At 43.7% G+C, this 14532-nt stretch carries 14 protein-coding genes; 7 read left to right on the forward strand and 7 right to left on the reverse strand.

The features are described from left to right. Positions 1–60 precede the first annotated feature (60 nt). The 3 genes from WCV65_RS03850 to WCV65_RS03860 all read right to left on the reverse strand — a co-directional run bounded on the left by WCV65_RS03850 (position 61) and on the right by WCV65_RS03860 (position 3947). The gene (locus WCV65_RS03850; RefSeq protein ID WP_338780231.1) at positions 61–2478 is read right to left on the reverse strand and encodes a DEAD/DEAH box helicase family protein; all 2418 of its coding nucleotides are present in this window, start codon (positions 2476–2478) and stop codon (positions 61–63) included. Further along, positions 2479–2802: a nucleoside triphosphate pyrophosphohydrolase gene (locus tag WCV65_RS03855; protein ID WP_338780232.1), complete on the reverse strand. Its 324-nt coding sequence runs from the start codon at positions 2800–2802 to the stop codon at positions 2479–2481. A 275-nt stretch (positions 2803–3077) separates the two neighbouring features. Next, a complete protein-coding gene (locus tag WCV65_RS03860; RefSeq protein WP_338780233.1) occupies positions 3078–3947 on the reverse strand; it encodes an alpha/beta hydrolase in 870 nt (289 codons plus the stop codon). Between the two features lie 161 nt (positions 3948–4108). On the opposite strand from WCV65_RS03860, the gene WCV65_RS03865 reads away from it, so the two are divergent. The 7 genes from WCV65_RS03865 to WCV65_RS03895 all read left to right on the forward strand — a co-directional run bounded on the left by WCV65_RS03865 (position 4109) and on the right by WCV65_RS03895 (position 10217). Beyond that, positions 4109–4687 (forward strand): CGNR zinc finger domain-containing protein, encoded by a 579-nt coding sequence (locus WCV65_RS03865; RefSeq protein WP_338780234.1) that lies wholly within the window; start codon positions 4109–4111, stop codon positions 4685–4687. 107 nt (positions 4688–4794) lie between these two features. Continuing rightward, positions 4795–5274 carry a DinB family protein gene (locus tag WCV65_RS03870; RefSeq protein WP_338780235.1) on the forward strand — a complete coding sequence of 160 codons (480 nt, stop codon included), beginning with the start codon at positions 4795–4797 and terminating at the stop codon, positions 5272–5274. Positions 5275–5458: 184 nt separating this feature from the next. Then, positions 5459–6151 carry a hypothetical protein gene (locus WCV65_RS03875; RefSeq protein ID WP_338780236.1) on the forward strand — a complete coding sequence of 231 codons (693 nt, stop codon included), beginning with the start codon at positions 5459–5461 and terminating at the stop codon, positions 6149–6151. 147 nt (positions 6152–6298) lie between these two features. After that, positions 6299–7747 carry a hypothetical protein gene (locus WCV65_RS03880; RefSeq protein ID WP_338780237.1) on the forward strand — a complete coding sequence of 483 codons (1449 nt, stop codon included), beginning with the start codon at positions 6299–6301 and terminating at the stop codon, positions 7745–7747. A 131-nt stretch (positions 7748–7878) separates the two neighbouring features. Next, entirely contained in the window at positions 7879–8904 is a 1026-nt protein-coding gene (locus WCV65_RS03885) for a hypothetical protein (RefSeq protein WP_338780238.1), read from the forward strand. Positions 8905–9165: 261 nt separating this feature from the next. After that, on the forward strand, positions 9166–9585 hold the full coding sequence (locus tag WCV65_RS03890; RefSeq protein WP_338780239.1) for a GNAT family N-acetyltransferase: 420 nt from the start codon (positions 9166–9168) through the stop codon (positions 9583–9585). A 149-nt stretch (positions 9586–9734) separates the two neighbouring features. Next, positions 9735–10217 (forward strand): GNAT family N-acetyltransferase, encoded by a 483-nt coding sequence (locus WCV65_RS03895; RefSeq protein WP_338780240.1) that lies wholly within the window; start codon positions 9735–9737, stop codon positions 10215–10217. A gap of 71 nt (positions 10218–10288) precedes the next feature. On the opposite strand, the gene WCV65_RS03900 is transcribed toward WCV65_RS03895, so the two are convergent. From WCV65_RS03900 to WCV65_RS03915, 4 genes are all read right to left on the reverse strand, one after another. Next, complete coding sequence (locus WCV65_RS03900) at positions 10289–11161, reverse strand: RNA polymerase sigma-70 factor (protein WP_338780241.1); 873 nt, start codon at positions 11159–11161, stop codon at positions 10289–10291. A 1-nt stretch (position 11162) separates the two neighbouring features. Then, a complete protein-coding gene (locus WCV65_RS03905; RefSeq protein WP_338780242.1) occupies positions 11163–12449 on the reverse strand; it encodes an FAD-dependent oxidoreductase in 1287 nt (428 codons plus the stop codon). Positions 12450–12695: 246 nt separating this feature from the next. Next, positions 12696–13733: a DUF4179 domain-containing protein gene (locus WCV65_RS03910; RefSeq protein ID WP_338780243.1), complete on the reverse strand. Its 1038-nt coding sequence runs from the start codon at positions 13731–13733 to the stop codon at positions 12696–12698. Continuing rightward, the gene (locus WCV65_RS03915) at positions 13723–14253 is read right to left on the reverse strand and encodes a sigma-70 family RNA polymerase sigma factor (RefSeq protein ID WP_338780245.1); all 531 of its coding nucleotides are present in this window, start codon (positions 14251–14253) and stop codon (positions 13723–13725) included. The genes WCV65_RS03910 and WCV65_RS03915 overlap by 11 nt, the downstream gene beginning before the upstream one ends. Positions 14254–14532 lie beyond the last annotated feature (279 nt).

The following is a 14532-nucleotide window of genomic DNA, read 5'->3' on the forward strand; positions in this document are numbered from 1 at the left end:
CAACCCACTAATCTGAAGGTTGTCTTTTTGTATATAATACTAGATTTTGAGGGATGGCTATCAGTTTTCTCTCCTCTTAAAATACTGATGAAGCCGATACTCACATATCTCCTTCGTCCAAAGATAAAGAGTTTTTTTCGCACTATTGTCAGGTTCTATCTGAAAAGAAAACTCCCCATCACTAAACCTCACCAATCCATCAGAACTCCCGCTCCACTTACTCATCGGCATTCTCTCAATTAATCCAGCTACCTTCTCCTGGTCATAGTCCCACAGCTTTTTCCCCTGTCCATCCGAAAAGTCTATTCTCTTTCTGTATTCCTTAGATGTGAGGTAGGTATGGAAAAACGGAGCTGCTTCGAGGGCAGTTATCGGTTTATACCAATTGTCTATTCCCCGTTCCAGCATTGCCAGCAGGACAATCATTTTATAGCTTTTATTCATCCCGGTGCGCTCTACTTCCCGCAGCCAGTTTTCATGAGAGAGAAATACCTCTTGTTCATTGGCAGTTAATTCATTTGCCCAATGTAAAAAGCTGAAAAGAGTCTTAAACTCTGCCTTATATTCATTTGCAGACATCTCACCATATAAATGTAGCTCAAGATAACTAGGTCTCCTGCCCAGCACTTCTTTCACCATTAGATAGTTGCTAAACAGCTTTTCTCTGCGCGGCTGGCGTTTCTTTGTTAGTTCTTTTAAAAGATTAATAACTTGAATATCAAGGTCCACGTTACAGGATAGCGGGACAACCGGCTGAATGACCTTTTCTTTTTTAGCAGTGGGAGTAGTTGTATCAAACAGGCTCAGCTTAATGTCGGCATTCCGATAGTTCCCGATAAGATCGATGATGACACAGTGGTCTTTGTCAGGATGCAATCGCAATCCCCGTCCGATTTGCTGGGTGAAGATGGTGAGGGACTCGGTCGGTCTTACGAATAGAAGAGTATCTACTGTTGGAATATCTACTCCTTCATTGAAAAGGTCCACGACGAATATGGCGTCCAGTTCGCCATCAGCTAATGCGCGGGCGGCGTCCTTACGATTGACTTGCTTTTGCCTGGAGTGAAGAGAGACGGTCCGATAGCCTTTGTCTGCAAAATAAGAAGACAGGAAATCAGCCTGGCGGATGGAGGAGCAAAAGACGAGTGTTCTGGTTTTCCTGTAGGTTTCCCATGACTGGAAGATATGAGCTGCCTGCTCCGTCCTTAGCTGGGCCGCTATCAGCTCTTCCTGGTCATATTGCGTTCCGCGCCAGGTCAGCTTTGAGTAGTCTGTTTCATCGTAAACACCATAATAGTGAAAAGGAGAGAGCCATGTTCTTTGAATGGCCTCGAGAAAATCAATTTTGTAGGCGACATTCCCTTCGCATAGTGCGTATACATCCCTGTTATCGGCACGGTCAGGTGTAGCTGTAATGCCGAGCAGGAAGGAGGGCTTGAAATAATCCAGTACCTTCTTGTAGGATGCCGCCGCCGCATGATGAAACTCATCGACTACAATTAAATCGAATTCCTCTGGATCAAATACCTCTAAATGTCGTTTCATGCTTAACGTTTGAATCGAAGCAAACAGCAGCTCCGCATCCTGATTTTTTTGACGGCCGTTATAAATGCCGGCGGTTTTATTAGGCATCACTTTCAAAAACGATTCAGCGGACTGGTGCAGGATCTCTTCTAAATGTGCAATGAACAAAACCTTGCCGAAATTCTGAGCAAAAAACCCGGCCAGATAGGTTTTCCCAAGACCGGTAGCCATCACAACCATGGCTTTTTTGTAGCCTTCTTCCACCGTACTGTGCAGTTGTTCAAGTGCTTCTATCTGAGCGAAGCGGGGGGCCAGAACAGAGTAGCTTTCCTCTGTCTCCATTACCATCGAATCGGGATCAGGCTTCTCCTCATCCGGCAGCATGAGCTCCTGCTCTTCCTGCTTGGTCCACGTTCTTGCTAAGTCAGGATGCTGCTGATGAAAATCTATGTATTCTTCTTCGTACCGTTTGGCGGTTTCCAGGTTAACCGCAATGGTGTTTTCAGCTTGAAACAGATTAATGAATTTTCGGCTTGCTTCTTCAAATAGAAGCTTTTCCTCGTGTTCAAGAATGCCGACACTCCATTCCACTCCATTGGTTAAAGCGGATTTTGATAGATTGGAAGAGCCAATAATGGAATGGCCCTGCGCTTCGGATTCAAACAAATAAGCCTTCGGATGAAAGCTGATTCCACTGCTCCTCCATAACCGGACTTCAATGTTTTCATGAATGGAAGCCAATTCATTTAACGCATCCGGCTGGGTGACATATAAGTAGTCTCCGGTCAGAAGCTTAATATCAGCTCCCCGTTCAGCGGCTTCTGCCAATGCTGACTTAAGCAAAGAGACTCCTGACTTCATTGCAAAGGCAGTCAAAATATAGATCGTGCTGGACTGCTGAATCCGGTCAAGAACCGGAATCAGCAGCTTCTCTGTATATAAGGATACCTGCATTTAATCCTCAACCTGCACCAAAAAAATCTTCTCCTCAAACCCGCCGCGCTTTTCCGCTTTTTCCCGGCGGATCTTCTCGACTTCGGCAAGACTTGAACCGTGCGCCTCTGCAAAGGCCTTAATGATTTCCATCAGGTCTGCCAGTTCTTCAATCGCCTCTGCGTTTGTTTCTGCAGTCATGTACTCATCTAGTTCTTCGAAGCTCTTTTTTTTCAGCTCATTGATGTATTCCTCGTTTTCCAGTATCCGCGTTTCGAAAGACTTGCCGGTTGCTTGGATGATTTGGGGGATGTTGTCGCGAACGAGTTTGTTGTATACAGGCATAGAGTGATTCCTCCGTTTTGGTTGTTTCTCTTATTTTACCATTATCATGTCCCGTCATTGCAACGTACTCTTTTTCTTATAGCTGTGTTGAAGCGCAGTGTTTATTTTGATGCGAACGGCTGATGCGGAAATTTAAATCATTTTTGGTGGTGGCGGCGAGGTGGAATAAGCCCCCTAAAAATAGACTGACCGAATGAAAAAAAGACAGTATAAGCACTCCGTTTTTCGGTTTGCTGGACTGTCTTTTTTCTGTGCATGGACCATTCTCTTTGTACTCAACCCGTTATTAATTTTACTTTTTTTAGAAATTTGTGAATTAGCTCACTGATCTCTGCAGCATGTGTTTCAAGTGCAAAATGTCCAGTATCAAGTAAATGAACTTCTGCAGATGGAATGTCGCGCTTATAAGCCTCGGCTCCAGCAGAAAGAAAAGCAGGATCATTTTTACCCCATACGGCTAAAAGTTTAGGTTGGAACTTACGAAAATAAGCCTGAAAGTCAGGATAACGTTCAACATTTGATCTATAGTCAAGAATTAAGTCCAGTTGGATGTCTTCAGCTTCTGGGCGAGACATGTAAGCGATGTCCAAGGAATACCCGTCTGGTGAAACAAGACTGGCTTCAGTTCCATGTAGATACTGAAAATTTTTAATGGTTTCGGGGGTCAAAGAATCTCGGCAGGCTTCACGGTTTTCAGGTGTTGGAGAGTACCAATAATTCTCCCATGGTCCCCATGCGTCACTAAATCCCTCCATATAAGCGTTGCCATTCTGACTGATAATTGCTTGAACTCTTTCGGGGTAAGCTACTGCCAAACGATAGCCAACAGGTGCACCGTAATCAAACACATAAAGGATATAATGCTTTAGAGCTAATACTTCAGTAAAACTTTCAACTACTCTGAACAGATTTTCAAATGTAAATTTAAATTGACTGCGCGGTGGAGTTATTGTTTGGCCGAACCCAGGAAGATCAGGGGCAATGACACGATATTGTTCTGCCAGCTTAGGAATAAGGTCTCGAAACATATGACTTGAAGATGGGAATCCGTGTAATAATAAAATTACTTGACCGTTCTTAGGACCAGCTTCACGATAAAAAACTTCAACATCCCCGACTTTTTGTTTATGATAACTGATTTTCAATTTTTACATCTCCTTTAAATTTTTTATTATCACTCCAGAAGAACGATTTATTATAACCTCTAAAAATGAAATTTAGCGGTTATGTAACTCTATGTTACTACTCGTTTCCTAACTTGTAAACGTATTTTTTAAAGGTTATAATTAAATGGAGGTGAAACATATTGAACAAATCACTATTTTTATTAGGTGGAACAGCATGGATAAACCTGGTGAATACGCAGTATATCTCCGAAAACCAAACCATTGATATCCTGATCGATCCATCCAAAACTCTTCAGTGGCTTGAAGATAATAAATTATTACGGAAGTCAGATTTTCTGGCTTTAAAAAATGGAGAAATTTTTAATTCTCTTATAGAGGACCTCAAATCACTACGTGACCTTAGCAAAATGATTTTAGGTGATTTAGAAAAACAAGGAAAACTTTCTCTAAATCTCACGGAGCAATTAAAAAGGCTTACCAAACAAATTAAGGTAAGCCTATCTATTGATTCAGAGTTTAACATGGTCTATGAAGGATTAACGACCAGAGAACAAGTGCAATATTTAATCATCCAATCAATTATTCAAACACTAAATTCAACTCCTGCACATCGAGTTAGGAAATGCGAACACCAGGAATGTCAGCTCTATTTTGTCGATACTTCAAAATCAGGAAAAAGGCGCTGGTGTAGTATGGAATTATGCGGAAATCGCCAAAAAGCAGCAGAATTTTATGCAAGGAAAAAGAAAAAGGAATAAGTACTTTAAAAAGACTTCTGCAAAGCAAATTCTATGGTTTAACTATGAATCTACCATCATGCTGTTCCTTTTGGTAAAATAACCAAAAAGGGCAGGAGCTGATCACCATGGAACACTTCCTATTTAACCAGCTGGCGTTTGTGAGAAACCAAACCCTGAAGCAGCTGGAAGGCGTGACAGAGGATATGGCCGATCGTATTCCGGATGGGTTCAGGAACTCAATCCGCTGGAATGCGGGACATGTGTATGTTGTATTAGAGCGGTTTGCTTTTTCATCCACAGGTATTCCGCAAGTATTGCCGGATGGGTTTAAAGAGCAGTTTGAGTACGGATCCACCCCGTTAAACGGGCATTCTTTTCCGGTCCCGACGCTTGATGAGCTGAAGGATCTCATGGAAGTGCAGCAATCCAGGATTCGGGAAGCGCTGGCTGGCCGCCTGGAGGAAAAGGTTCCTGCTCCGTATACGACTTCTGCCGGAATGACGCTTGAGACGGTCGAACAATTCCTCACCTTCAGCTTGTATCATGAGGGAATGCACTTTAATACGATTAAACTTTATAAGATGCTGCTCTTCCGTCAGCAGTGAAAAGCCACTTTTTAATAAGTGGTTTTTTTTATCGTTTTGAAAGATATGATTTTGCATTTGAATAAATGTTTTACAAAAATATCCTTAGAGAGATTCTTAGATGGTATATTTATCTTTATGAGTCTATGGGGGTGTTTTTTTTATCAGGAATAAAGTCACGTTAGTTGGGATGGTTGCCATTATTGTGATAGTAAGTTATCCAATATTGAGTCAATTTTTCGTAGGGGCGATATTTAGCCATACCTATTCAGAAAAGGAGTCTAATATTGAGAAGGTGTCTCAGAATATAAAAAAAGATCTTCTTCAGAAATACAACGAAGAGTTTGTAATTGAATCGGCAAGTTTTAATATAGCGGAGGATGCTTACACCTTTAGTATTTCTCCTAAGATGAATAAATCAGTCACATTTGATTTATTACAGAAGGATGGCGAAAACAGTTTTATTGAAAACTATGATTTTAAAAAGCTTTTATATAATAAAGTGCAAGCTGTAATCTCTAAGTCCAAATTCATTTCCCAATTAAGGATAGCGGGTATTGATGAGGAGAAGTTTGAAGAATACGATCAAAATAAAGACTTCTCTAGTTGGCCGTTCACCATATATTTAGTAACCAGTTTGTATCATGATAATCCAAAAAATATACAAAATAATGTACAGAAACTAATAAGGGAATATGCCAACGAAAATTTAATGTCCTATGAAATCAACCTAATAATCTTAAATGAAGAATTTAATAAGACAGAAATTGAACGAATCTTAAGCAGCGATGGCAATTATAATGTTTTTGAAAAAGACTACAAAGATAGCGTGATTAGTGTTTGTAATTTTAACAAGCGGGATAACAAAATCGTTTCAGATTACAGTTGTAAGAAGTGAAGAATGAATAGGCAGTAAGTTAGTTTGGTGAGGTCAAAACTTCCGCCAATCCCCCCGACAACAAGCCCTGTCCCTTCCACCATCCATTCATAAGCTAACCATAGCAAAAGAATGATATGGCCGGTTCGGTCACATGGGAAAGGGAGAATGCATTTGTTTACAGGCGGGTTTCGGAAGATTACTCCAATCAATGGGTTTTCACCGGAGGTTTCGGATGCGAGGCAGAATGATTATGCCTGGGCGGTGGATGAGCTGGGGGAGTATTTGTATGTAGGGACGGGGCGGAATATCCCAAATTTGGCGTTTGAGGGTCTGGGGCTGCCGATTCCGAAGGCGTTTTTGCCGAATGATGATTACCGGGCGAAGATCTGGCGGATTCGGAAGGATGGGACGTCGGATTGGGAGTTTGATTTTAAGACGGCTGAGACGTCGTTTGGGTTCCGGTTCATGATTCAGTATCCGAGGGGAGCGGCGGATGCGAAGCTTTATACGGCGGCGACTTCGCCTGACGGAAGTCTGGCTGTCATTTATAAAAGGACGGAAGAGACGTCGTGGGTGGCGTTTGCGGGTCTGGAAGGCGGGACGTCCCGGTCGATGGAGGAGCATTTGGGCCGTCTTTATGTGGCGACGGTTCCGCTTACGTCTACTGATGAGATTCCGAGATTGTTTCTTTTGAATGAGAGTGAATCGGGGTTTGAGCGGATTTCCCTGCCGCCAGAAATTACCGGTGAAATCACGAGTATGATCAGCTTCAATGGCCGTCTTTATCTCGGATTGTCCAAGCAGGGCGGGTTTGATGTGTGGAGGACGGTTGGTTCCAATCCGTCTTCCGGCTGGCAGCTTGTCGTCGATCAGGGAGCCGGTGATGCGATTAACGTCGTTGCTTTTGATATGACGCTTTACGATGGAGCCATCTATCTTGGCACAGGCATGATTCCGTTCCTCCCGCTTCTCAATGGTTCAACGGTCATCACGAAGGGCTTTGACATCATCCGGATTGAAGCAGATGACAGCTGGAGAGTAATTGTCGGAGGGATTGCGAAGGAACCGACCGATCCTGTCACGGGCAACCGGAACCTCGCTCTTTATCCGTCCGGATTCGGCAACCCGTTCAACGCATACTGCTGGCAAATCCAGAGCTATGAAGGGATGATTTACGCGGGCTCCTTCGACTGGACAGTGGTTATTCCTCCTGCGATTCAGTCTTTGCTGGAAGCGCTATTCGGCGGACAGGAAACCCCGCTGCTTCTCGAGCCTGGAATGATGGAAGACATGGTACTTTCCTTCCTCAAGGCGAAGGAATTGATTCCAAATCCGTTCTTCGGATTTGACCTTTGGAAATCGAACAACGCCAAGGTCTGGACACCGATTACATTCAACGGCCTCGGCAATCCGAAGAACTATGGAGTGCGCAATCTTTTCCCTTCCGTGGATGGAAGCCTGTATCTCGGAACGGCTAATCCGTTTCAGGGCTGTGAGGTTTGGGTGAAGGAGGGGGAGGCCGAAACCGAACCGGGCCTTCGGGATGTTATGAGCGGTTTTGCTGAAAGCTTAAGCAATCTGGAAAACTATTTCAAGGGGAAAACGAAAAGGTAACCAATAGAAGTAGAGGAAGGGGTGAAATCATCCCTTCTTTTTTACAGAATTGGTCTTTTCAAGAATGTAAATTAAAGGTAATATTATCCTGAGTCTATCGAACTATTATTAGGATAGAAGGGGTAACCATTATGAATCAGTGGGTACAAGATCAAGCTCAATCCAGACAGCATCGTTTAGCCTTAACATTCTTTCCGATCGTCACTTTTCTCGGGTACATACATCCTTGGCTATTTGGAATCGGCCTCATCGTTTTTTTCCTTGTCACTTCTTTTAAGATGCTGAAGACGATGCTCTTTTACATGCTGATTTTAGGGGTGATATCCGCCATTTTTCCGCCGCTTGCTCCCATTATTCTCATTGTTATGATTGTCCTCTTTTTTATGAGGATTGGTTATGTGATTAAGAATTGGAGACCGTTCACTGCGGGGCTTATCCTCTATGGGTCTGCAGCCTTTGTGCTGGTTAGAACGGCGTCGAATCCAGACGTTCTGCTGAGCCAGTATTTCAGTTTTGGCGGATTATGGGAAGCGGGAATCGTGTCGGTTATCAGTTATTTTTTGATTCGCACACTATTAAACTGGCTCTATCAATATGGCTACAGCAGTTATGCGGCATTGGGAATCATGGGCAGTGTGCCGCTAATTGTTATCTCGTTCATCCTGCCTTTCCTGAAAATGCATGTAGGCGGAGATGTTTATATGCCGGAAGCAAGCTTCACCGATGGGCATAAAACCCCAAGCGGCGAACCTTATATGGCGGAGGGAAAACTGGTAGCAGCCACTGAACCAGCCGTCTATAATGGGACAAAGCTTCAGCATGTTGAAGCGCATGTTCGAACCGCACCTGATGGCAATCCGTATAACAATCTTTCCTATGAAGGTCCGGGTAAACAGGCACCGAATGCAAGTAACCTCGTTCAAGTAGAGGGATCTATCAGATCCGCACCGGATGGGAACCCTAACAATAATCTATCGGCGAACGGTGTGGCCAGCGACGCTTCCGACAGGACTCATGATTTAGATGAGCTGGCGGATCTTTCAATTGAAAAAGATAACCGCTGGAAGAGCACCAGCTACCATGCTGTTTCTCCTGTTCTTGGGGCGGCAGGGGCTGAGAGGCTTTCGAAGAGGCTTATAAAAGAACCGATGGAATGAGAGACTGCGAGTGCCTGAGCCGGAGAAGAAGGTACCGAAAGAACAATATGCTCAGATATATATTCTTAATTTCATGAATGACTCATTACTGGCGACGTGAATGGGAAGAAAAATCTCGCTGTTTTTCGATATGAAAAGGTTCAATTTACTTTATATGGTATGATATGTAAAGATGTTTTGGCGGAGTACTTGATTAACAGAAATAGCCAAGAGATGCAGAAGTAACATACCTGTTGAAATCGAAGTCTTGGGGGATACATTGTGAAGAATTACGAGTTTAAAAATAACATTCCAACATTGGAAGAATACAAATATCTGTGCGAGTCTGTGGGATGGACTCATTATATGAATTTTGAAGTGGCAGAAACATCACTAAAAAATTCTATTTACTGCATCACTGTCACTGATCATAACCAAATTGTAGGTATGGGAAGAATTGTTGGCGATGGGTCTATTTATTTTTATATTCAAGATATTGTGGTTCATCCAGATTATCAGAATAATGGTATTGGCAACGAAATAATGAATAGTCTGATTAATTTCCTAAATCGGAATGCCCCCAATAAGGCGTTTGTCGGTTTGTTTGCATCACAAGGTAATGAGTCGTTCTATGAAAAATATAAATTTAAGGATTACTCACCAAATATGACAGGGATGTTTACTGTTATTTCAAAAGAATAAACTAAAATTGCAGAAGAACGCATAGAATATTTGCTCTCAGTAATAAGTGGATAAGTACTGTAATAACAGTGTAACGAACATACAGTGGAAAAGGACAGGCCAGAGGGTCTGTCCTTTTTGTATAATAAGGTAAAAAGGGGGAAATACATATGCATCTCATCATTCGGCCTTCACAAAAGAAAGACATGCAGCAGCTGATGGAGCTGGATCGGCTGATCTGGAACAGCACGAATACGCCCGCTCTGCTCCATTGGGACTCTGTAGAGGATTATGAAAAATCGTATCCGGAGGGAAATCAGATGGTAGCGGCAGAGGGCGACCGGATTGCAGGATACATAAGCTTCAAGCATCCTTTTGATGTGCCGTCAAATCGGCACGTATTCGACGTGGCGATCGGGATTCATCCGGATTTCCAAGGCAAGAAAGTGGGCAGCCAGCTTATGGAGCACTTGAGGCAGACCGCCCGCGAACAGGGCGTCCGGAAAATTTCGCTAAGAGTCCTTTCTACAAATGAAAAGGCCATCGCTTTTTATAAAGCAATCGGGTTCAAAGAGGAAGGGCGGCTCCACGAGGAATTCTTTCTGGATGGGAAGTATGTGGATGATTTGCTTTTGTATAAGATGGTGGATTGATTTGGTAGGGAGAACAGGGAGTTTATAAGTTTAACCGGACGAAATAGAGCAGCCAAGCGGCTGCTCTATGATTAAGTAATATGAGTGAGCTTCTCCGGGTTCAAGACGGAGTAAATCGTTTTGATTTTGTTGTCCTCGATGTGAAGAGAGAGGACCGCGTACGCGTGCTTCCCGGCGTATAGAATGAGTCCTGGATCTCCGTTTACGTAAGTGATGGAATAGGTCATGTCCTGTGGGAACTTTGACAGAATCCCCATGTAAAAGCGGACGATGCGTTCCGCTCCAAGGATTGGGAAGATGGCTGCTTTCACTTTTCCTCCGCCGTCCGTTAAGAGGGAAGCGTCTGCAGACAGGAGGCTGAGCATTTTGCTTGTATCTCCTGAAGCGAGGGCTCCAAAAAACTGTTCGGCGAGCCATTTTCCCTTTTCGGTCATTTGTGGTTCTTCCTTAGGAGGGACGATGCTCCTTTTTGCCCGCGAGAATATTTGACGGCAGTTGGTGCTGCTCTTGCCGACGATTTCCGCGATTTCCTCATAGCTGTATTGCAGCACTTCTTTTAGGATGAAGACCGCACGCTCTGTTTCGGATAATTGCTGAAGCAGCAGCAGGTAGGCCATGGATACCGATTCTTTTAGAAAGATGTGGCCGGCCGGGTCGCCGTTCGGACGGTTTTCGGTAATCAGCGGTTCAGGCAGCCACGTTCCTGTATATTGTTCCCGTTTCTTAGAAGCAGATTTTAGACGGTCGATACACCGGTTTGTCACCATTTTGCATAGATAGGCTTTCTTATTTTGAATATCCCCTGTCTCTGTTTCACTGAATGTGATATACACATTCTGAAGCAGATCCTCTGTATCCTGTACACTGCCAAGCATTCGGTATGCCAAAGAGAAAAGCAGGGGGTGGTGAGAGGTGAAAAGCAGTTCGGATTCAGTCGGACTCACATTATGCCTCCTTTAACATTCCAGGGTTTGCACACTTTTGAATCATCAAGGCTGACGCTCTTTTCGCGCTTGCGAATGCAGCATCTGCAAGTAATTCGCTGCGGCCGGCTCCATCTCCTGCAATGTAAAGGCCTGGGATATCCGGAACCGCTGGACCGATGGGAAGATAGCCGTTCAGTGCACAGGAACCGTTCGAGACCGTCATGTGAGGCAGGTACTGATAGCATTCCAATTCCTTTCTCCAGCCTGGCTGCATCAATTCCAAGAAGTTCTCAAGCTCTCTTTGATCAGCCTGGGCGTTTGAGGCTGAGTCCGTCCCCAAGTACTTGATGAGGCTGATCACGGAGGAACCATTATCGCTTAATTTTGAGGCCCTTGATTGATTGGTGAAAAGGATCGGCTGGTCGATGCCGATGGCAAATTGCTCGTTCGGTTTTGGGAGCTGGCGGAGTGAAACGTCGAGACAGGCGGCATAAATCGGTTTGACGCGCTGCCTCCATGTATCTAATGAGGTTCCAGCCGCTCCTTCTACCAGAGAGAAGGTTTGTTCAGGGCTTGCTGTTGAAAGAACCATTGGCACTTGGATTATGTCCCCGTTTTTTAAACTAATCACAAACCCTGATTCTTTCTTAATCGAAACAGCAGATTGATGAACGATGTCTGCGCCGAAATCTTTGGCTCTTTGTTTTAACGGATCGATCATGGATTGCCAGCCGCCGTCGATATAGAATACCCCATTCATCCCCCTCTGCACTTGATCGAGCACAATCGCCGCCTGCTGATTTTCGGGTCCGATGCAATACGTTGAAGTTCTGCATAGTGCGTAAAAAGCATGCCGGACCATTGGATCGGTCATCTCTGACTCAGCCCAATCCCGTAAGCTCCTCTCTCCAATTGATGCAGGCTGTAGATTCTTCAGCTTTCTCATCACCTTTCCGAGCTCGATCTTCCCTGATAGCGATAAAAGTTTTGTGGATAGGAGGGAGGGAAGGCTTGCTGGAAGCGAGAAGAGCGACCCGTTCCAAATAGCTCTCCCCTTCGTATCAGGTACACCGCCCGACAGTTCAATCCCCAGTTCATCTAATACCGCTTCCGCTGCTCCCCCTTTATAGAGAGCATGGGCTCCGATATTGAAATAGGCGCCATTCTTCTTGACGGTTTTTGCCCGGCCCCCAAGTGTTTTACCTTTTTCAATCACCACCGTTGATATACCGGCCTTTGTCAAATAAACCGCCGCCGTCAAACCGGAAATTCCTCCGCCAATGATTGCTGCTTCATATTTTTTCATCAGATATTCCCTCTTTCTGTTTTTACAAACAAGACGAAGAAGGATAATCATCTGTGACAAATTATGAAGAAAATGGTTCGGGGAAGGGTAAACTACCTCAAGTAATATGAGTTGGTTCATCCCAAAAATTATTACTAAATAAACCTATGAAGCAACCAAAACCGGTGGGAGAAAGAACCGCTTGGTCAGCAGATGTGATATATAAAAAACCCCGAACCAGTAATAGGATTCGGGATTTGTATGTGTTTACTTTTTTACCAGTTCGACTTCGCCAATTCCTTCAATAACCAGTGTTAGCTTGCTGGAATCGTTGTAAGAAGTGAATGGGAGGTTTGCATAAATAATGGTTTTGTTTTTCTTTCTATCCATACTAAAGCTTCCGTCCGAAGCAAATTCATCCCCATCTTCATCAATGACTTTAATATGATCTGCAATAACGTTCTCGTCTTCATAGACCTTGTTCAATGAAAATATAAGATTTAAGGAGGTTGGGTTTGCTTCAGCTTTGGAAACGAGAATGTTTGACACAGCATCTTTCATAACATATTGAACCGTTTTACCTGATGTTTCCTTATTTTTTTCGGTTACTTGAAGGTCCCAGCTGCCATTAATCTTCTTGAGTTTTTCTTTATCGTAGAAAACATTGACGCTTTCCACCTCTACTACAGCCCCTTTTAAATCAGGCAGCATTCCGTCATTAGAAGTAGCCAGTACCTCATACTGAATGTTCCCTGATTTTACATCTTGTAGTGAATTTTGATGCTCAGAGCTGGATAGATATTGATTGTTCCCCTTTAATGGCTTTGTATCTGGAATATTTTCATCAATGTATTCGCCATCTCCGTTTTTCAATCGATAATCCATGCTTACTGCTTTTACATTCTTTAGGATGGAAGCATCTTCAAAGGATAGCTTGAAATACAACCCTATTTTGTTGTGATCCGAAAAATGCCTGTCCAGTGTGATGGTAATATTCTGATCGGCTGCCGTGCTATGATCTTCTTGTGTAAAACCGTTATTCACCGCTTGTTCAATCCCTTTATCTCCAAAGTGCAGGAATCCGTTTATCCCGGCCATCACATGCTCATTCGACAGGACCACGCCTGTAGCGATCAGCGCACAAGCAGCTGCTGCGGCCCTTTTCCAGATGAACTGGACTTTTTTCTTTTTCGTTTTCGCCCGGATCGACTCATAGGATTGATCGAATGCCTGTCTTACAGTAACTGGAATTTCTTTTTCTTTATTCATGATTTGGCCAAGATCTTTTTCGAAATCATTTTTCACAAGCCATCACTCCCTCGCTCTTATAATAGGTCGTCCTCAAAATTGTTTTAGCCCGGGAAAGTCTGGATTTAATCGTTCCTTCAGGCTCCTTCAGAAATTCACTGATTTCCTTCACGTTTAATCCCACGATATAGTACAAAATAAGAGCCAGCCGATAGACTTCATTCAAACTATTGAGCGCATCCTCTAATTCCAATTTGTGATATTCATCGTTTCTTTTCTCGGGAAGCAAGTGTTCATGGATAACCGATAAGTTTTTATTTTTGCTAAGCATACTGTTGCACTTATTAATGAGGATTTTGCAAATCCACGTATTGAAGTACTCATTCTTTTTTAACGTATGTAATTTTTCATAAGCCGAAATAATTGCATCCTGCACCGCATCCGCTACATCCTCATCATTGCGCAGCAATCGGCTCGCTGTCCGGTACAGCACATCTTCGTATTGCTTCACCAGTGAAACAAACGCTTCTCCGTCTCCCTTTTTCGCCTTTTTAACCAAGTCTTTCAGTGATCCCATACAGGCACCCCCTTACTCGTTGTTTTGTTTTTCAATAGATTAGATAGGGGAGTGGATTGATTGGTTGCATAGCAAGTCTTTTTATTTTAAAACACTGTTAAACTTAGCTGTTGATTTCCGTTGCAGGCGCTCGCTTTCCGCGGGGCGGGCGGTGAGCCTCCTCGCCGCTTTGCGCCTGCGGGGTCTCACCTGTCCCGCTGCTCCCGCAGGAGTCTCGCGCCTTCCACTCCAATCAACTGATGTTAATAATCAACATCAGGCTTTAACAGAGACTATTTT

The sequence above is a fragment of the Metabacillus sp. FJAT-52054 genome (genome assembly GCF_037201815.1).
In the GTDB taxonomy this organism is placed as follows: Bacteria; Bacillota; Bacilli; order Bacillales; family Bacillaceae; genus Metabacillus_B; species Metabacillus_B sediminis.

What these genes read in the sequence shown, in the direction of transcription:
- WCV65_RS03915 (WP_338780245.1), bottom strand. Translation starts at nt 14,253, where the DNA reads ATGGGATCACTGAAAGACTTGGTTAAAAAGGCGAAAAAGGGAGACGGA.
- WCV65_RS03895 (WP_338780240.1), top strand. Translation starts at nt 9,735, where the DNA reads ATGCATCTCATCATTCGGCCTTCACAAAAGAAAGACATGCAGCAGCTG.
- WCV65_RS03870 (WP_338780235.1), top strand. Translation starts at nt 4,795, where the DNA reads ATGGAACACTTCCTATTTAACCAGCTGGCGTTTGTGAGAAACCAAACC.
- WCV65_RS03905 (WP_338780242.1), bottom strand. Translation starts at nt 12,449, where the DNA reads ATGAAAAAATATGAAGCAGCAATCATTGGCGGAGGAATTTCCGGTTTG.
- WCV65_RS03855 (WP_338780232.1), bottom strand. Translation starts at nt 2,802, where the DNA reads ATGCCTGTATACAACAAACTCGTTCGCGACAACATCCCCCAAATCATC.
- WCV65_RS03885 (WP_338780238.1), top strand. Translation starts at nt 7,879, where the DNA reads ATGAATCAGTGGGTACAAGATCAAGCTCAATCCAGACAGCATCGTTTA.
- WCV65_RS03850 (WP_338780231.1), bottom strand. Translation starts at nt 2,478, where the DNA reads ATGCAGGTATCCTTATATACAGAGAAGCTGCTGATTCCGGTTCTTGAC.
- WCV65_RS03880 (WP_338780237.1), top strand. Translation starts at nt 6,299, where the DNA reads ATGCATTTGTTTACAGGCGGGTTTCGGAAGATTACTCCAATCAATGGG.